The organism is Bacillus cereus, assembly GCF_015071065.1.
Classification (GTDB): Bacteria; Bacillota; Bacilli; order Bacillales; family Bacillaceae_G; genus Bacillus_A; species Bacillus_A cereus_BA.
Window position 1 is genome coordinate 135,925 of the sequence record NZ_VOVA01000008.1, and the last position, 18,290, is coordinate 154,214.

Below are 18,290 nucleotides of genomic sequence, written 5' to 3' on the forward strand. Positions count from 1 at the left end.
ACAGTTTCATATGGTGACGATCAAAAATAAATTCCATCCTTGTGTAATCTACATCGGGTAATATGATTGTGATGGGTAATACGCCTGTGGTGGATAATAAGACTGTAATGAATAATACGATTGTGGTGGATAATAAATTTGTTGCATTTGTTGTGCTTGTTGCTGTGCTTGTTGCTGTGCTTGTAATGCTTGTTGCTGTGCTTGTATAGCCTGATGAACGGCTTGAATAGTACTTTGCGCAGGCCCTTGCCCTCCTAAAGGACGCACTTGCGTTTCATTGTAAAAATAATTACAAAGCATTCTTTATTCACCTCACCTCTGTAAACATTTTTGTCTTCATCTTTTATACTATGAATATTGAATTAAAGTGGATAATTTATGAAACTTTTCATCTTGTAATTCCTAAATTTCTTTCTATTCAATTAGCGTTTTTTTATAAAACTAAGACTTTTCCGATTATAACCTTGGTGAAAGTAACATCCGACTCATCTTATTCGTAACTGCATTTGCACCAATAATTACTTATCCCTTCAAGTAATACATCGCTTGTCATTATACTGTCGCTACCATTTTAAATTTCTACTGGTTTTTTTCCGTACATTACATCTTCTTCATCTGTAACCACAAATACTTTTTTAAATTTTACTTTCCCTGTTCCTTCCTCAGTTTCACTGCCAAATAACTATTTTGTCAAATTAAAGAATACAATCGCTTGTCCATTTCACTTTGTTCTACTTTTGCATTTACTATTAGTAATACGAACTTTTCAGAGGTGAAATATAATGGACAAGTTTTTATCTTCTGTTGCACTAAATCCGGGTGCAATTGGACCTACCCTTCCACCTGTTCAACCCTTTCAATTTCCTACAGGTCCCACTGGCAATACTGGACCTACCGGGAACACTGGTGCCACTGGCAACACCGGGCCTACTGGTAATACTGGGCCTACTGGTAATACCGGGCCTACCGGCAATACCGGGCCTACCGGCAATACCGGGCCTACCGGCAATACTGGACCTACTGGTGCTACTGGACCTACTGGATTTAGTCTTCCTGCTGGACCTGCATCTATTACCTTGACTTCTAACGCAACCACAGCATGTGTATCCACCCAAGGAAATAATACTTTATTTTTTTCGGGTCAAGTATTAGTAAACGGTAGTCCTGCTGCAGGGGTAGTAGTCAGCTTTTCATTTAGTAATCCTTCTCTTGCTTTCATGGTTCCTCTTGCTACCATCACCAATGCTTCAGGTAACTTTACCGCTGTATTTCTAGCCGCAAATGGACCTGGAACAGTAATCGTTACTGCTTCACTTCTTGATTCTCCTGGAACAATGGCTAGCGTCACTATTACCATCGTGAATTGTCCGTAATGGCGTTATTTTTATGGACTAAGCAATTTCTGATAAAAAGAGCTCCATTTACTACCTCCTCCAACTAAAAAAGCCTACTCACACAAGTAGGCTTTTTACACTACGATAACTTCGTCAATAACTGATTTAAATCTTTTTTCGTTTTCGTCGTTAATGACTTCATTTTATTAACATCTATCTTTTCTTTTTCCGCACGTACAATTAATGGGTACAAACTTTGTTCAATTGTTTTGTATTCAGTTGGATGTGATGCTTCTATATCTTTTTCAATTACATCCCACTTCTCACTAATTTGTTTTCCAAGTTTATTAACTGTTTCTAATTTAGGGTTTGCAGCTAATTGCTTGTCTAAGCTTTCAATTAATGTAACGACTTCTTTTACATTTGTTTTCACAGCTACGCTTTTCTTCGGATCTTTCGTTGTCTTTCCGTTATTATTTGTACTTGTACTTTGATCTGTTGTTTTCCCGCTAGTAGTTTGATCATTCGTTTTTCCTGACGTTTCTTTTTCTGTTGTTTTTCCATTCTGGTTTTGAGTTGACGTTTTGCCGTTACTTTCTGTTCCTGATGATTCCTTTGTATTTTTTGCATCCTTATCTGTTTTTTCATTCGAAGAAGTATTTGTGTCTTTTTCACTATCTTTCGTTGTTTTTGACGCTTCATCTGCACTTGTCGTTTTTGATTGTTCTTCATTTTGTGCAGTTGCCTGATCCTTCTTCGCTGCATCTTTATCTGTGGAGGTACTACAAGCTGCCATTGTAAGCATTGTACCAATTGCTACTGATGCGATAGCGACCTTTTTCATTTTCATATAAATCCCCCTATGTTTATATAATTTATCCTCCTCTTTACGATTCTATTTCCCCTTAAAAAATCCCTTTTCCCACGAATCACCATCTTTCCGACAGTAATCTTCATAATAATACGTACAAAAACTGATAAATTTATTTTAATATTCGAGTTTCTTCTACCTCATTTTCCTCCTCTGTAGTAAAAAAAAAGAGTATATTGTCACATGAAGATTTACAATCTACAAATGACAACATACTCCCCTATCAATTTTTTATCTTTCTTGACATTTTATTTATACAAAAAAACAAAATAATTACTAATTTTTTTGTTTCTCAACACTTGTTAACATAATATTTTTATGAATAACCACCGTTCGAATGAATGACTTGCCCAGTAACCCACTTCGCCTCTTCACTTACTAAAAAGGCAATTAAACGCGCAGCATCCATCGGCTCTCCAACTCTTCCTTGCGGGAATTTCCATACTAAATGATGCTGTAATTCCTCTGTAATCCATCCTGTATTTGTTGGTCCTGGATCAACGGCATTCACGGTAATCCCCTTCTCCATAGCTACTGGTGCTACGGATTTTGTAAATGCTTCTATTGCTCCCTTTGTTGCTGCGTATGCCAGTTCATCTGGCATTGGTCCTAGTGACTGCCCAGAAGTAAGATTTATAATACTTCCACTCGTTTTAAGTGAAAAATGTTTAATAAATAATGAACTTAATAGTATAGTAGCACGAACATTGACCGTATAATGTTTATCTAACTGTTCTACATCTAACTCTTCAATTTTCGTATGAGTAGAATACGCCGCATTATTAATAAGAATAGATGGCTCGCCTAACCGTTCTGATACCATATACAATACACGATTAGGCGAATAAGACTGCGATAAGTTGATTTCTGCCATTTCACATCGAACGCCGTAACTTTCAATCTCCTTTTTCAACAAAAAGGGCTCTTGATCATTCATTCCCCATGGCATCGCTTTATCATACCGAGGCCAGTACGTGAAAAAAATGTCTATCCCCTTTTGAGCAAGCACCTTGCATACAGCTGCACCAATTCCATTCAGACGAGTTGCCCCTGTTACAATTGCTATTTTCTTCACCTTTTCTCCTCCATCTATAGATAAAGTGAAACTATAATCAGTAGGGGGTTCATCCCCCGCTGATTATTAGCCCTCACCAATCGGGCATTTACGGGCAGTTGATTTCCACCTAACTTCTTTGCTTTCAGCCTAATTTTGAGTGGGAGGTCTTACTGCCCGTTAATGCGGGATAAATCCTCTGCACGAATACAGAGGATCTATCTTCTTAATTAATATTTGACAATATACGCTCTGCACCTAATTTTAAAATTTTAATTAAAATTAAGTTGGCAATGGTAAACAATATAAATAACACAATAAACATAATCCATAGTCCTACTTGAAGGAAGAAGTATAATACACTTACTCCCGCTACAATAATTAAAGCTATTAAAATATTAGCTAAAAAATTCCACAAAGTTGTGTATCGACTTTTAAATAATTTTTGTTCTGTATCCCAATGTATATCTGCGGTTTGTGCATCCCAGCGCGTACCGATTAAATTAATTAACAATAACCCGTTCGCACTTAGCAAGAACCAAAGTATCATAAAGACTGGAGATACTCCTGCTACAACTGCCATTGTAATACCGAATACTGCTAAAATAATTATATTAATTAACCAAGCAGTTATTGCTTTCGCAAAAAAGATATCCGATGCCTTTACTGGTAAATAACGATTCACAAACCAAGAGCTTCCATCTCGAGAAAATGACGTTGTTGCAATAACATTACTCCCCATTAAAAATAAGGATGCACAAAGGCCAACACCCATTGCGAAACCTGCTGATTCTGGATTATCAATATATTCCGTAATAAACTTTAAATTTCCATCTTGTACAAATAAAACAAAGAACAACATAATTGGCATAACGAAAGTTTGCACAATACAATTTAAGAAAAATTGTGGCGTGCGGAATAACGTTTTAAATTCCTTTTTCACATATGCTTTTAAATGCGAACTTTGCACCGTGGATTTCTGTAAACCTTCTGCTGAAATTACCTCTTTCTTTGCTGTACTCGTTGAAAGTCCAATAACCCCTTTCAAATATGTACGCCCTGCAATGTAATAAAACAGCCCGAAGAACGCGATAGAAATAAGAATGTAAACAAGAACATATAATAGGCCTTTCCACGATGCATTTTCTACTAATCCCATCGCTCCAAAATATGTAGTTGGAAAATAATTTGTCATTTGTATGAAAAGTGAGGATTCATTATTTGCAAGATAATTCGCAACCGAATCTCCAGCTCCAGATACTGCACTTTTATTTCTCCATTGCATAAACACATTAATCCCTACGATAAATAGTATACTTACAATTCCAATGAATATATTCCCTCGATCTTTATTTTTCGCTATATTCGTATACCTCATAATAATTGTCATAATTAACGAAGCTAAAACTAGCGGAATAATCGGGAAGAATAAGTAAATGACAATCATATAAATGTAATATGTAATGAAAGCACCACTCTTTAAACCGTAAGTAATAAAGATAGGCAATAAAATAAACGAGCTCATTACGTATTGTGTAATTAACACTGTAAAGAACTTTGCCGAAATAATTTGCGCTGGTTTTAACGGTAAAGGTAGTAACATTTCAACATCATTACTATAGTAAAACACTGTTAAAATGTTCATAATACTCATCAAAAATACCCATATACTAGCAATCGCTAATCCCATCGCAATAACAATTCCTGGATTTTGTCCGAGGTGTATCATTCCCTCATATATTCCATGGGTCATCGAACCGAAGATTAAAAAACCTACAAATAAAATGGCTGCAAATGAAAATAAATATGCCCATCGTTTCTTTTTATCTGTTATAAAATCTGCATAATTTAATTTCAATAATACCTTCGTTAACGTCCCAATTTTACTCATTTCCCGTCATCTCCAAGAACATTTTTTCAAGTGATTCATTGGATTTAAAATGATCTCTCATTTCGTTTAAATTCCCTTTAAACTGCAAATTCCCCTTATTAATAATAGCGACGCGGTCACATATTTTTTCCGCTACTTCTAATACGTGTGTAGAGAAAAATACAATCTTCCCTTTATCTGCATGTTCTCTCATCATTTCTTTTAAAATATAGGCAGATTTCGGATCAAGTCCCGTTAATGGCTCATCTAAAATCCACACATCCGGTTCATGTAAAAGTACACCGATAATAACAATCTTTTGTCTCATACCGTGTGAATAACTTTGAATTTGATCAGATAAAGCGTTATAAAGATCAAACTTCTTCGCTAAAGACTCTATTCTTTCTTGTCTTACTTCCCTCGGTACTTCATACATATCAGCCATAAAGTTTAAATATTCAATCCCTTTTAATCGTAAAAACATATCTGGGCTATCTGGGACATAGCCAAATGTCTTTTTCGCTTCCATCGGCTCTTTCATAATATCTTTACCGTTAATCATGATGGTTCCTTTGTCCACTCCATGAATACCAGCAATCATCTTAATTGTCGTTGATTTACCAGCACCATTCGGTCCTAAAAAGCCAAAGATTTCTCCGCTAGGTACTATTAAACTCAAATCTTTTACTGCATATGAAGATCCATTATAACTTTTTGACACATTCGTAATTTCAATCATTCCATCCAATCCTTTCCTTAATTACCAAATAACTATATTAATATTATAGCATACTTGTATTTTTAGATTTTTATATTTTTCAGTTTTTTCAACCTTTAAAATAAATATAAACTCCTAATCCAACGATTAAAACAACGGCTAATATAATATAAATCATCGTAAGCCTTCCAATATTTCCTTTCGTTGATTTACTATAATTTTCATCGCCATTTCGCCCAATTAATATCGTTCCAATTACAGTGATTACTACAAGTAATAATACAATCAATATCCAAGTTATCATTCTTTTCCCCCTCCTTACATCCATTTTACGATATTTCCCTTTTTATTTTACAGAATATTTAACCTTTTTTACTATTATTATGAAACAAACTACAAAACTATTATTACCACTAATTTCTATATGTGATATATTTATAACATTGAATGGAGGTTCCAGCGTGAAAACAACTTGGATAAAATATTTAGGATTTCTCGGTTTCTTCGGGTTTCTCGGATTTTTTTACGAAAAAGGATTGTTTACTATGTTTTGTTTTTTCTCCTTTTTCACAACGTATAGAAAAGTTCATCATGATGAGCTATTTGAACAAATTGTCAATAAATCATGCCGCAATGCCTTTATCATTACATTACTAACAACAACTATCATTCTCTTTATTGAAATGCTATTTCCTAATCCAGTATTAAAAGAACTTGATATCGCCATTATTTTCAGCACACTCATTCTTACATTTGGATTCTCAATCTTCTTTTACGATAAACCAGTTGATGAAATGGAAGATGCACCATGGCGTTCGTAACGAAAATAAAAGAATACCGTGCCAAATTGAATATGACACAAGAAGATTTAGCGAAAATCGTTGGTGTACGCCGTGAAACAATTAGCCATCTCGAAAAAGGAAAATACAATCCTTCCTTACAGCTTGCTCACGATATAGCGAAAGCACTTCATAGTACGATTGATGAGGTTTTTATTTTTGAGGACTAATTAAGTACACAAAATCACCAGAATTACATAAAGTGAAACTTTAATCAGTGGGGGTTTTGTTCATCCCCCGCTGATTATTAGTTGAACCAATCGGGCAATTATGGGCAGTTAATCTCCCACCTAACTTCTTTGCCCCAGCCAAATTTTGAGGTGGGAGTTTTACTGCCCGTTAGTGCGGGATAAAAAAATACCGGCATTCTTTTCACAAAGAATACCGGTATTTCTCATTTATCCCACTGATTATAGTTTCAATTTATCACCCATACAAAACAGCATGAAATACACCTAACAGTAAGTATTGATCCTCTATATAATCATCATCATATACGTTCATCTCGATGTAATACGTATCTTCCTCAAGACGAATATTCCAATCTGCGATTACATAACCTTTTCGTAATAACTTTCCAAGCCCAAGTGAAGTTTTGTGAACAGCATATTCTTCTGTCTTATATGTAAAGGTAAATAAGAAATTTGCATCTAATAACTTTCCGTCACATACAAGTATTTCATGCTCTGCATCATTATTATCGATGTACGTTACTAAAATCTTTCTTTGGCGCTGCCTACTTACATCCTTTGCAATGACGCGAATATTGTCCTTACTATCCTTTATTTCATAAATGATATTACTACCGACTTTCGGAATAAAGTCTAGCACTTTCATCAACATATTTTTATAATAGCCCCGTACTACACCTACTTGTTTGCTTCCATTGTAAACCTCTACTGGCGTCGTGTCCGCTTTACTATCACACAGTCGTTTATAAGAAAGCTGCATCATTCGCTCTCCTCTTAAGTACTGATCAAAAGTCACAGGATATTCTATCGCGCGCAGTTCCTTATTTAGCTCATTCAAATAGCGTTGAACGCTCTCTACTAATGTTGTAGTAGATATACGCTCCTGAAGTTCAAATTCTTGCCAACTGGAAGAAACTCTCCACTGATTGTCCTCTTCATAGAAGAAACCAAGAATTACCTCATCACGGTCAACCGTTTCATAGTTCATATGTACGTTCTGCCCGTGTTGAACTTGTTCCATCCACTGTCCTAAATAAATACCCAGCTCTGCGACCTTCATGCATGACTTCTGAAAAAATACTCTGTCACCCACACAAATCGTTAAATCCCCTTCGATAAAGCCATTTGCATAAGCAACATACCGTGGCTCATCCTTCTGTGGAATACCCTTGTCTAACTCAAATAAAAACGTTAACATCCTTCACTCACCTCTAGTTGTTACACAGCTCATACTTAACATTGCATCACTCTGAGAAACTATGTGTACACACACATTTAATTCATGCATTATAACACGTAAATGACCTTCGTATAGTAGCGTTATTTTTGCTTTGCGAATTCCCTCAAAACAACATACTCCCAATATATCGATTTACCGACACCAATCGAAAATATGGAAATCTTATGAGAAGGAAACTACTTTTTCTTCCACAATCTCCATAATACGAAGCAGACTCTCCACTTCATAAGTCGGCTTAACACCAGTCGTGTTCTCTTTCAAACTCGGATTATACCAACAAGTAGCGATGCCGTAATCTTCTCCGCCCTTCATATCAGAAGTTAGCGAATCTCCAACCATTAATACACTTGATTTATCAGTAATCCCAAACTTCTCAAATGCATAATCAAAAATCTCACGTGCCGGCTTTTGATGGCCGACCTCTTCAGAAATAATAATATGATCAAAGAAGTTACATAAAGGCGAATTTCCAATTCTTGATTGTTGCACTTTTGTATATCCATTCGTAATAATACCTAACTTACAATCTTGAAGATTCGCACATAATTGCACTGCACCTTCTATAAGATGTACTTCTTTCCCTAAGTTTTCAAGGTATACATCACTAAATTGCTGCGCATCTACTTCTATATTATGAAGGGCAAATAATTGTCTAAATCGATCTACCGCTAATTCACTTAGCGTAATCATTTTATTTTCTAAATCTCTCCATAATCCATTACTAATCTCTTTATAACTTGCAAGATAATCATCGTACCCTGTAGGCATGCCGAACTGTACAAACGCGTTATGTAATGCGTTTCTTTCCGTTTCAGGAAAATCTAATAATGTGTCATCTACGTCGAATAGTATTACTTTGTATTTCATGATGTTCGCCTCAATTCCTATTTTAAAAACTTCATTCTCATAGCTTAATTATAAGCTTATATATATTTCATTATAAAGTGCTTTAACCCGCTCTTTATAAAATACACCTTTATCTTCTATTTTCAACTGTGCTATAAATAAGTTTGCTAGCATGACCGCTGTATCTAATCTATAAAACAAACTCACAATATGAGGAGTAGCGTTAAAGATACTATCATTCTTATATCCATCTTTAAAATCTTCCCAATTCACCTCATTTGTTTCAGCTATTCTCATAAGCTCCAATAACGGATGACCAATTAATGCGTTATCCCAATCAACTATCGCTTTAACTTCTCCGTTATATCCAATTAAATTTGCCGGTCGAATGTCCATATGCAATAAACTTTTTATATGATCAGTCCTACTAAGAATATGTTCAATTGATTGTGCATCTGGAAGTTTCACACTACAGTTCGTAATTGTATTAAAACCTTCTACTCTTTTCACAATTCGTTCCGCTATATGCTTACTAATTGGCTCTCTAATGTTTTGCTCGTAATTTAAATCTTCAATTGGCATACTATGAAGTTTATTAACTAGTTCTCCTATTTTATACGCAGAAATAGGCATATGATCTGTAGCCACATAATCTGAAATCAAAAAATCAAGGTCGGTAGAAAGATGCAGTCCGTGTATCCTTGGTACTGGAATGCCTTTTGAATTGCAAAACTTAGAAAGCTCTGCTTCCTTTTGCAACGAAATCCGACTATTAAATACATCTTCATTTATATTTTCTACTTCTCTTTCCCACGGCACTCGAAATGCTAAAGGCCCTTTTTCTGAATCTCCGCGAAATACGATATTTTGCACCCCCGTTCCAATCACCTTTAAATCCTGAACAGCTAATTCCTTATATTCTTGACTTAATATTGTTGTTAGCTTTCCCCTTAACTCTTCTGCTTTTAAACTTGTATGAATCATCTTATCCCCCGATTCGTATGTTCTTTTCACCCATTCCCCCACGGTGCACAGCATCCTCATAAACAAAATTATATCAACAATAAGAAAAGGAGGCTAATCCAAACCAGCCTCCCTCCTCATTATTTATCTTCTAACAATAATACTTTCATTTCCTCTAACGATTCCTTCGTAAAGCCAAGAGCTTTTTCAGCATACACTTCAACTGATCCGTATTGCTTTTGGATTTCGTCAATAGCGGCTTGTAAATACTCAGCACGCGCTTCAAACATCGCCCCTAATATTGCTCTACTTTCATCGTTTTGTAATTTTGCACCTAAAAATGCCATCATTTTTTCATTTAATTTTTCACGGAAACCGTTACTTAGTAAATAATCTTCCATTACTGTTTCTTCCGGTACACCTAATAGAAGTAATACTAACGCTGAACCAAATCCAGTACGGTCTTTTCCAGCAGTACAGTGGTTTACTAACGGTAAGTTTTCCGGATCTTGTGCTAATTGTAAGAAGCTCACGAATGCCTCATTACCACTTACAAAATCTTGGTTCATTTTCACAAGATATTCACCAGGTTTCCCCAATATTGATAGGTCACCAACTTGGAAAAACTCATTTATATTTAAATCTTTCGCCAAGTCTTGCATAACTGGTAAACATACTTGGCGAGCACCTGTAATACCTGGGTTTGGCTTATGCTTTACTTCAAAATCTGTACGGTAATCACAAATTAATTTTAAGCCCGACTTCTGTAAATACTCGATATCCCATTCTGTTAATCCTGCCAATTCTTCAGAACGATACAATTTACCCCATTTTACTTTACGGCCTTCAGTCGTTTCATATCCTCCCATATCACGGAAGTTAAACGCACCTTGTAATGGTAGTCTGCGCTCCGCGACTGTAACTGCTTGTCCATTACTTCCTACTAGTCTAAAATATGGACGCTCATTTTCACTTAAGTTTTCAATTGTATAGGATGATTTTCCATTTACCGTTGCAAGTAATTCGCCATTTTCTTCAATATGATCTGGTGAAGTACTCCAATAAATTTTAACTTCTTCTATATTATTTTCCCACTCTATATGTAACGTGTTATCTTCATTTCGTTCTACAGTTGCTTGTAGCCAATTTATTTGTTGCTTCATACTTTCACCAACGCTTTCTTCATATAGTCTAATCCTTCTCTATTGTATTATAGGAAAGCTTACTTTGTCGTTTCGATTTTTCTTTTTATCTTACAAACATGCAAAAAGTTCTTTTACTTGTTCAAAATTTGTACATGGATTCCCGCTAAATGAGTTCGAGAGTATACATCTTTCATCCTTCTAAACCCTTCTCACATATCGCTCAGTAGAACTTAGCATCTGACATCCGTTCTTTTCAAAGACATCCTTCATCCACTCATTTTGTACATTTGTCTCGCCAATATAATAAGATGCGCCTATTTCCTTTAAGACAAACATCGCCCCTGTAAATAATGCTGTTTCGTACCCTTTATTTCGCATATTTGGAGCGACTGCGAAATGCATAAGTTTCCCTTCTTCTAACGTACCTCTCTCAATATGTGGGATTACAATTCCTATCGGCTTATCATCTACACTCGCTGTTAAACAATGTTCTTTCCACTGCCCACCAATTTCTTGTTCCATCATATTTATAAATTGATCATAAGCGACTTGTTCTCCCGTCATTTCATTCCACAGTAAATAAAAAGCATCTTCTCCAACCTCTTCAATAAGCTTAAAATCAATATCACTTTCTATATCTTCTACTTCGTATATATCCTTAAATACAATGATGTTTTCGGTAATATATTCAAATGAATACGTTCTGAAACATTTCTTATACACATCATAATTTGGACTTTTTGAAGAAATCTCAAAATGTAGTTTTTCTATTCCTTCTTTTTCAGCCTCAGCAACGCAATATTGCATTAGCTCTTCTAATTGCTCTTCTGTAAAAGCCTCAGCATTATTTTCTTTTATCGTTATAGAAGAAGCACTTCTTCTTATTTTAAAATGTTTTTCTAACTGTTCTATCATCGTCATACTCTTCCCTCATCTATGTAATACTTGAATTTAAGTTCGTTCTCCTTGCATGAGCAGGATTGTCCTTGAATATATAGAATACTAGAAAAGATCGCATCTTTAAAGTGCGGAGGAGGTTCTCCATTGGATATTACAGCGCTGCAACAACAGTTAGAGCTTATACAACAAAATGATTATTCGCAAATGCAACATATAGATATAAATGAGTTAACAACAACTATGCTTCAGTACATTGGAACTACTGACAGTTACATTCGCTATCAGCTAATTTATAATTGTTTTTCTCACTTTATTCACTATGAGCTTCTACTCGATGATCAACTTAAACTACTTTTACATACTTGTTTAAGCGATGAATACTTATATTTTGATATTAATTCCCCATATACAGATGGGGTTTTCACACGCTCTTATACTGTTTCGTTAATTGCTTTAATCCTCCAATTTTCCAACTCCCACTACTTTCTAACTGAGGAGGATGTTACAGAAATAAAACAAAAGCTCATAATATATACAAATCTAGAGACTGATTTCCGCGGACATATTGAAGATAAAGGCTGGGCTCATTGTATTGCACACGTTTCTGATGCATTTAATGAAATTATCCAAAATTCCTATATTACCTTTGAATGTTATGAAGAAATGATACATTGTTTATTAAATAAAATCTTCACTTCGGCAGATATTTATCATAATAATGAAGATGAAAGAGTTGTCACTCCGTTAGTATCGATGGTATATCATGACTTTGCACAAGAAGATTTGATTTCAATCATTCATAAAAAAGTACAGAGACTTCCTCAAATTAGAAAACGCCTTTCTCTCAATGAATATTGCATTTTATGCGCCAACATTAAAACATTTTTACGTACATTATTCTTTAGAACAAAAAATGATCACAACTTAGCTTTTACCGCACATAAGACGGAAAAAATGTTAAAGGAACTGCCCAACTATTATTAAGTACAAGGAGAAAAAATATGGGTTATATTGAAGACATGAGACAACGAGTAGGAAATCATCCGCTCATTTTAATAGGGTCACACGCAATTATATTAAATGAAAATAATGAAATATTACTGCAGCTCCGTACAGATTTTAATCGCTGGGGTATTATTGGTGGTGCCTTAGAATATAACGAAACATTAGAAGATGCTTTAAAACGCGAAGTATTTGAAGAAACTGGACTTATTATCAAAGATCCAGAACTGTTCCGTACATATTCTGGCCCAGAATTTTTTCAAACCTATCCAAACGGCGATCAAGTTCATGGTGTACTCGTTGTTTATATTTGCCGTGAATTTCAAGGTGAGCTTGTATGTGACCAAACTGAATCAAAAGAATTACGTTTCTTTCCGCTTGATGAGTTGCCTAGCAATCTTCCTCCCGTTATTGAGAGGATTATTGCAGATTTCCAGCAAAAATAAGGGAACGCTTAACGTTCCCTCTCAAATCCAATCCGTTTTTTTATTTCCGCTAAATTCACCCTCGCAATAGCTCGTGCCTTCTCAGCACCTTTTTCTAACGCCTCATATAGTAAATGTGGCTCATTCATATACTTAACGTATTTTTCGCGAGAATCTGCTAACTCACGGTCTACAACGCGAAATAACTCTTTTTTCACATCTCCCCAACCAATTCCGGTCTCATACTTTTCACGTATCGACTGCATCTCATCTTCTGTCGCAAATTCTTTATAAATCATAAATAACGTTTCCAGTTCTTTCGGTTCATTCGGAAGTGACGAATCTGTTTTTATTTTAAATATTAACTTTCGTAGTTTTTCTTGCTCTGCAAATAACGGGATAACATTCCCGTAACTTTTACTCATCTTTCTTCCATCAAGACCAGGTAAAATCGCTCCCTCTTCTTGTATCACATACTCCGGAAGTGTAAATGTCATGCCAAATGTATGATTAAAGTACGTCGCAATATCACGAGCAATTTCAATATGCTGGATTTGATCCTTTCCAACAGGTACATGAGTGGCTTGAAATAATAAAATATCCGCCGCCATTAAAATCGGATACGTATATAGTCCCATATTAACTCCAGCATCTATCTCTAACCCCGCTTCTTTATTTTGCTCCACCTTCGCTTTATACGCATGTGCACGATTCATAAGACCTTTCGGAGTTAGACAAGCTAATATCCAAGCTAATTCTAGAATCTCTGGCACTTCTGTTTGTCGATAGAAAATAACATCTTCTCCAAGGCCGAGTGATAACCAAGTAGCCGCTACCTCTTTCGTATAACTACTGAACTTTGCTGGATTATGAACAGCATTTAATGCATGATAGTCAGCTATAAAGTACAATGCTTTTCCTTCATTATTCTTTGACATTTGCAATGCAGGTTTAATCGCACCAATATAATTGCCTAAATGCGGGTAACCTGTTGGCTTAATTCCTGTTAACATAATTTTCCCACTCACTCTAACTCCTCCTTTCTCAAAATAAAAAGAGCCCCTCATCCTAAAAAAAGGACGAGAAACTCCCGCGGTACCACCTTAATTAGCTATATTATAGCTCACTTCAACTTCTTAACGTGAAGTAACCGTCTTCGCCTACTCATTTCAGCTAGAAGCTCCAGAGCCCATTCCATATTCATCCCTTACTGATTTTCACCAAATATCAGCTCTCTGAAAAGTTTTGAATATGTACTCTTCTCTTTCATTACTTTTTAGTTATTTTTTACAGTTTAGCACATTTCACCTTAATACAAACCTGAATTTTCTGATTTATATAGCAGGAATTTTCACTTGTCCTGTCTAATGTTATGTGCAACTTTGGAATTTCTTCGCAATAAAAAAGATGTCACATAAGTCAAAGCTTTTGACTAGGTAACATCCTTTTCTAATTTCCACTTACTGTTTAAAAAATTATATCAACGATTCTGCACCGAGTATCGATTTACCGGCAAAGATTGACAATGATAGTGACCTATATAATAAAAGGCAGATGTTCCGAGTAGACTTTTGGAACATCTGCCTTTCTTAAGTATTCAACTTAACAAATCTATAACTATGCGTAACTAACACTTTTAATATCGCATATCCTGGAATTGCTAAAATAATCCCCATAATTCCAAATAAATTTCCGGCAGTCAAAATAATAAAAATGATAGTAATTGGATGAATGTCTAACTTTTTCCCCATTACTTGTGGTGAAATAAATTTCCCCTCTGCTAATTGTACAACCATCATGACAATAATTACTTTTAAAATCATTGCTGGTGAGTCAATAAATGCAATAATTAACGCTGGTGTTATCGCAATAATAGGGCCTACATATGGAACAACGTTTACAATCATCGCCAAAATAGCAAGTAATACAGCGTATTTAATGCCGATTATTAGATAACCAATGAATAGCATAATACCAATAAATAAACTAACAATAATTTGGCCTCTAATATACGAACTAATCGCATAATGCATATCATCTAGTATTCTCTTCGCAGCTGGTTGTCTTTGCTCAGATATAAACTTTAAAAAATGATTCGGTAATTGCTCACCATCTTTTAAAAGATAGAACAATATAAATGGTACCATTACAAATGTTAAAACAACTTCAGTAAGTGTACTTAAAAATCCACTTACATTTCCTGTCACTGATGATAATGATTTTGTAAAGTTCATTGTAGAATCTTTTACGATATTAGCAACATCAATATTTAAACTTTCCTGCATTCTACCAATGACATTACTTTCTCCAAATTTACGTGCTGCCCTTTCGATTTCATGCCCGAAATATGGCAAGTTATCTATTAAAGCATTTACTTGATCTTTAATAATCGGAATAACCGTCACCGCAAGAAAAACAAATAATCCAAGAACAAGTATATATATCGAGGCAATTGACACAATTCTCGACACACCTTTTCTCTCTAAAAGAGAAACGAATGGATGCAAAATATAAAATAGGACTCCCGCTAATAATACTGGGAAAAAGATTGTCTTTAAAAATACGACGAACGGTGTAAAGACGAATGATATTTTTGTCAGTAATAATATATTTACAAACAGCAACGCGAATCCAAGTAGTACAGCTAAATAATTTTGTTCTTTAAAAAACTTTTTCAACTTATCTCTTTTTCTTATATTCACTTTCTCCAAGTGTACCACCTCTCTAATTAGGAAAAGCCCTAAAAAGGGCTTTATGAAATAATTAGTAATAGCCTTTATTTCCTTGCAGCTTTTACTACAAATGATACAATAAGAATTAATACAATTGCCCCTAATAATGCCGGCACGACATGAATCCCACCAAATGATGGCCCAAAAGATCCAAATAATCTACTGCCTAACCAAGCTCCTAGTAAACCAGCAATTATATTTCCAAACATACCAGCTGGAAAATTTTTACCGGTTATAGAACTAGCAATTGCACCTATAATAGCACCAACTATTAATGTGATAATCCATCCCATCTTTAGTCCTCCATTTCTATTATAGAATAAATCTATTTACCACCTAACTTATTACGTAACCCTTATAATTATTATATCCAGAGATGAAAAATCTTGTCAAACGCATGAAAATACAGGGAAAAGGAGAGTTATTATTTATGATTCAAAAATTAATAGTAAACTCTTATGATACTGCTTTGTCTATTTTAAACATTCAAATTCCAGCTTACAAAATTGAAGCAAAATACATAAATAGTACGGCCATCCCCCGTTTATACGATACTGTAACGGATATTCAGAACTGCGACGAGACATTTTATGGATATTTCCTGGAAAATTCAATCATTGGATTTATTTCTTTTAAAGTTGATGAAGATGTAGTTGATGTCTATCGTTTAGTGGTCTCACCCAATCATTTCCATAAAGGGATAGCAACTAAGTTACTACTTTTTATATTTGACATGTTCTCTTCTTCAAAAACGTATATTGTACAAACAGGGAAGAACAATACGCCTGCTCTTTCTCTATATAAAAAACATGGTTTTATTGAAATTCAAGATATCGTGCTTCCTGATGGAGTAGTTTTGACCTCATTAAAAAGACATAATACACAAAATAGTTTGACTTAACTGTTTATTTATGTTATTTTTTACTTTATAAAACCTTTTGCTGAGTCCAAATTTTGGAGCGGGGGAACCATTTATGTAGCTTTTTGCTACTTGGGGCGAATCTTTTTTAAGTAGGGACACTCTCACTTCCCGAGTCCGACAGCTAACCTCGTAAGCGTAATGGGAGAGGAAGGTGCTTTTTGCCTATGTTACACACTTTGCCTCCTTAGTTATAAATATGGAATCGATATCAATTAGAAAACTATATTTATAGAAAAGGAGACTGGTATAATGTTACGTTTATCAGATCACGCCATAAAAATGATGGAGCAAAGACTTCGACTCGAACAACACCGCACATATCAAGCAAATAAAGTTGTAGATAACTTACATCACAAATACTTCTTTCAGCATATTTTTCAGCCAAAAAGATAAGCAATAGCGCAATAAAAATACAGAGTACACCTTTTTCGGTGTACTCTGTATTTTTTACTTCCTCGCCTTCACTATAAAAGTAGTCGGCACCATTCTAGCTTTATATAAAGAATAGTACTTCGTAGACGGATCTGCTATCTCTTTATCAAATGCACGAGATGGTTCAGGCTCTTCTATCCTCTCAATTATAAATCCCGCCCTATTTAACTCATTTATATACGTACTCATTTTTCTCCTATATAATGTCGCTTGTACTTCTTCTCCTTTAAATGTTTCAAATGTAATAGGAGTTTCCTCATGATATGAAGAGCGTAAAACAATTTCTTCTGTTCCATACTGTAAGTTTGAATATACCGGATGCTCCCAGCTAAAAATAAAACTTCCTCCTGGCTTTAAATACGAATAAATCAATTCCAATGTTTTTCTTAAATTAGAAGTCCATCCTAATGCATAGATGGAATATACAATATCAAAATGTTCTTCTGGAATATTTAGCTCCTCTTCCATCGCAGCACATATTAACTTGGGCTTCCAATCTTTTAACGTTTCATTTGCTATTTCAATTTGTGTCTCTGAAAGATCGAGTCCCCATAGCTCTTTCGCACCACGCTCCGCCATATATTCCAAAGAATGTCCGCTACCACATCCGATATCAAGAATGCTTTTATTCTCAATTGAATCAAATAAATGGATCTCGTCTTCTGAGGCCGTATACGGTCCATATTTAGGTAGACAATCTACTTGAAAAAAATGAGGTGCTACTATGTTCCAACACCTTTTATTCACTTGTAACATTTTTGTTTGTTCCATCCCCTACATTCTCCTCTCTTTTTCTTCTCCCTATA

23 protein-coding genes, 1 riboswitch and 1 other annotated feature are annotated in these 18,290 nt (G+C 35.0%); of the genes, 6 read left to right on the forward strand and 17 right to left on the reverse strand.

All coding sequences use genetic code 11. The features are described 5' to 3' along the window. Positions 1 to 48: 48 nt before the first annotated feature. From FT637_RS19640 to FT637_RS19670, 8 genes are all read right to left on the reverse strand, one after another. Entirely contained in the window at positions 49 to 300 is a 252-nt protein-coding gene (locus FT637_RS19640; protein WP_193647727.1) for a hypothetical protein, read from the reverse strand. 556 nt (positions 301 to 856) lie between these two features. Next, positions 857 to 1,096, reverse strand: a complete 240-nt coding sequence (locus tag FT637_RS29960) for a hypothetical protein (protein ID WP_227493875.1) — start codon at positions 1,094 to 1,096, stop codon at positions 857 to 859. Between the two features lie 45 nt (positions 1,097 to 1,141). Then, entirely contained in the window at positions 1,142 to 1,357 is a 216-nt protein-coding gene (locus FT637_RS29965) for a hypothetical protein (RefSeq protein WP_227493876.1), read from the reverse strand. Positions 1,358 to 1,473: 116 nt separating this feature from the next. Beyond that, positions 1,474 to 2,184 (reverse strand): hypothetical protein, encoded by a 711-nt coding sequence (locus FT637_RS19650; protein ID WP_193647729.1) that lies wholly within the window; start codon positions 2,182 to 2,184, stop codon positions 1,474 to 1,476. 337 nt (positions 2,185 to 2,521) lie between these two features. Beyond that, positions 2,522 to 3,280 carry an SDR family oxidoreductase gene (locus tag FT637_RS19655; RefSeq protein WP_193647730.1) on the reverse strand — a complete coding sequence of 253 codons (759 nt, stop codon included), beginning with the start codon at positions 3,278 to 3,280 and terminating at the stop codon, positions 2,522 to 2,524. A gap of 205 nt (positions 3,281 to 3,485) precedes the next feature. Continuing rightward, complete coding sequence (locus FT637_RS19660) at positions 3,486 to 5,150, reverse strand: putative ABC transporter permease subunit (protein WP_193647731.1); 1,665 nt, start codon at positions 5,148 to 5,150, stop codon at positions 3,486 to 3,488. After that, the gene (locus FT637_RS19665; protein WP_193647732.1) at positions 5,143 to 5,868 is read right to left on the reverse strand and encodes an ABC transporter ATP-binding protein; all 726 of its coding nucleotides are present in this window, start codon (positions 5,866 to 5,868) and stop codon (positions 5,143 to 5,145) included. The genes FT637_RS19660 and FT637_RS19665 overlap by 8 nt, the downstream gene beginning before the upstream one ends. A gap of 88 nt (positions 5,869 to 5,956) precedes the next feature. Next, positions 5,957 to 6,151 carry a hypothetical protein gene (locus FT637_RS19670; RefSeq protein WP_193647733.1) on the reverse strand — a complete coding sequence of 65 codons (195 nt, stop codon included), beginning with the start codon at positions 6,149 to 6,151 and terminating at the stop codon, positions 5,957 to 5,959. Between the two features lie 157 nt (positions 6,152 to 6,308). On the opposite strand from FT637_RS19670, the gene FT637_RS19675 reads away from it, so the two are divergent. Then, a complete protein-coding gene (locus tag FT637_RS19675; protein ID WP_193647734.1) occupies positions 6,309 to 6,668 on the forward strand; it encodes a DUF3796 domain-containing protein in 360 nt (119 codons plus the stop codon). Then, positions 6,656 to 6,856 (forward strand): helix-turn-helix transcriptional regulator, encoded by a 201-nt coding sequence (locus FT637_RS19680; RefSeq protein WP_193647735.1) that lies wholly within the window; start codon positions 6,656 to 6,658, stop codon positions 6,854 to 6,856. Before FT637_RS19675 ends, FT637_RS19680 begins: the two co-directional genes overlap by 13 nt. A gap of 256 nt (positions 6,857 to 7,112) precedes the next feature. Here FT637_RS19680 and FT637_RS19685 read toward each other — a convergent pair whose 3' ends face one another. The 5 genes from FT637_RS19685 to FT637_RS19705 all read right to left on the reverse strand — a co-directional run bounded on the left by FT637_RS19685 (position 7,113) and on the right by FT637_RS19705 (position 11,992). After that, positions 7,113 to 8,075 (reverse strand): cytoplasmic protein, encoded by a 963-nt coding sequence (locus FT637_RS19685; RefSeq protein ID WP_193647736.1) that lies wholly within the window; start codon positions 8,073 to 8,075, stop codon positions 7,113 to 7,115. Between the two features lie 204 nt (positions 8,076 to 8,279). After that, a complete protein-coding gene (locus FT637_RS19690) occupies positions 8,280 to 8,984 on the reverse strand; it encodes a YjjG family noncanonical pyrimidine nucleotidase (protein ID WP_193647737.1) in 705 nt (234 codons plus the stop codon). Between the two features lie 48 nt (positions 8,985 to 9,032). Continuing rightward, positions 9,033 to 9,977, reverse strand: a complete 945-nt coding sequence (locus tag FT637_RS19695) for a phosphotransferase family protein (RefSeq protein WP_193647738.1) — start codon at positions 9,975 to 9,977, stop codon at positions 9,033 to 9,035. A gap of 89 nt (positions 9,978 to 10,066) precedes the next feature. Beyond that, positions 10,067 to 11,089: a tyrosine-protein phosphatase gene (locus FT637_RS19700; protein WP_193647739.1), complete on the reverse strand. Its 1,023-nt coding sequence runs from the start codon at positions 11,087 to 11,089 to the stop codon at positions 10,067 to 10,069. Between the two features lie 180 nt (positions 11,090 to 11,269). Then, positions 11,270 to 11,992 carry a GNAT family N-acetyltransferase gene (locus tag FT637_RS19705; RefSeq protein ID WP_193647740.1) on the reverse strand — a complete coding sequence of 241 codons (723 nt, stop codon included), beginning with the start codon at positions 11,990 to 11,992 and terminating at the stop codon, positions 11,270 to 11,272. Between the two features lie 123 nt (positions 11,993 to 12,115). On the opposite strand from FT637_RS19705, the gene FT637_RS19710 reads away from it, so the two are divergent. Further along, a complete protein-coding gene (locus FT637_RS19710; protein ID WP_193647741.1) occupies positions 12,116 to 12,955 on the forward strand; it encodes a DUF2785 domain-containing protein in 840 nt (279 codons plus the stop codon). 17 nt (positions 12,956 to 12,972) lie between these two features. Then, the gene (locus tag FT637_RS19715) at positions 12,973 to 13,419 is read left to right on the forward strand and encodes an NUDIX hydrolase (protein ID WP_193647742.1); all 447 of its coding nucleotides are present in this window, start codon (positions 12,973 to 12,975) and stop codon (positions 13,417 to 13,419) included. 8 nt (positions 13,420 to 13,427) lie between these two features. Here FT637_RS19715 and FT637_RS19720 read toward each other — a convergent pair whose 3' ends face one another. From FT637_RS19720 to FT637_RS19730, 3 genes are all read right to left on the reverse strand, one after another. Beyond that, the gene (locus tag FT637_RS19720; protein ID WP_193647743.1) at positions 13,428 to 14,465 is read right to left on the reverse strand and encodes a tryptophan--tRNA ligase; all 1,038 of its coding nucleotides are present in this window, start codon (positions 14,463 to 14,465) and stop codon (positions 13,428 to 13,430) included. Positions 14,466 to 14,470: 5 nt separating this feature from the next. Next, positions 14,471 to 14,677: a binding site (T-box leader), on the reverse strand. A 310-nt stretch (positions 14,678 to 14,987) separates the two neighbouring features. Beyond that, a complete protein-coding gene (locus tag FT637_RS19725) occupies positions 14,988 to 16,109 on the reverse strand; it encodes an AI-2E family transporter (RefSeq protein WP_193647744.1) in 1,122 nt (373 codons plus the stop codon). Positions 16,110 to 16,174: 65 nt separating this feature from the next. Beyond that, positions 16,175 to 16,423, reverse strand: coding sequence for a GlsB/YeaQ/YmgE family stress response membrane protein (locus FT637_RS19730; RefSeq protein WP_193647745.1), 249 nt, complete (start codon positions 16,421 to 16,423; stop codon positions 16,175 to 16,177). Positions 16,424 to 16,560: 137 nt separating this feature from the next. Between FT637_RS19730 and FT637_RS19735 the strand changes: the two genes are divergently transcribed. Both FT637_RS19735 and FT637_RS19740 read left to right on the forward strand, forming a co-directional pair. After that, positions 16,561 to 17,031, forward strand: coding sequence for a GNAT family N-acetyltransferase (locus tag FT637_RS19735; protein ID WP_193647746.1), 471 nt, complete (start codon positions 16,561 to 16,563; stop codon positions 17,029 to 17,031). Between the two features lie 28 nt (positions 17,032 to 17,059). Then, positions 17,060 to 17,204: riboswitch (cyclic di-AMP (ydaO/yuaA leader) on the forward strand. Between the two features lie 97 nt (positions 17,205 to 17,301). Next, complete coding sequence (locus tag FT637_RS19740; RefSeq protein ID WP_000945246.1) at positions 17,302 to 17,445, forward strand: hypothetical protein; 144 nt, start codon at positions 17,302 to 17,304, stop codon at positions 17,443 to 17,445. 54 nt (positions 17,446 to 17,499) lie between these two features. On the opposite strand, the gene FT637_RS19745 is transcribed toward FT637_RS19740, so the two are convergent. Continuing rightward, positions 17,500 to 18,255 carry a class I SAM-dependent methyltransferase gene (locus FT637_RS19745; protein WP_193647747.1) on the reverse strand — a complete coding sequence of 252 codons (756 nt, stop codon included), beginning with the start codon at positions 18,253 to 18,255 and terminating at the stop codon, positions 17,500 to 17,502. Positions 18,256 to 18,290: the final 35 nt, after the last annotated feature.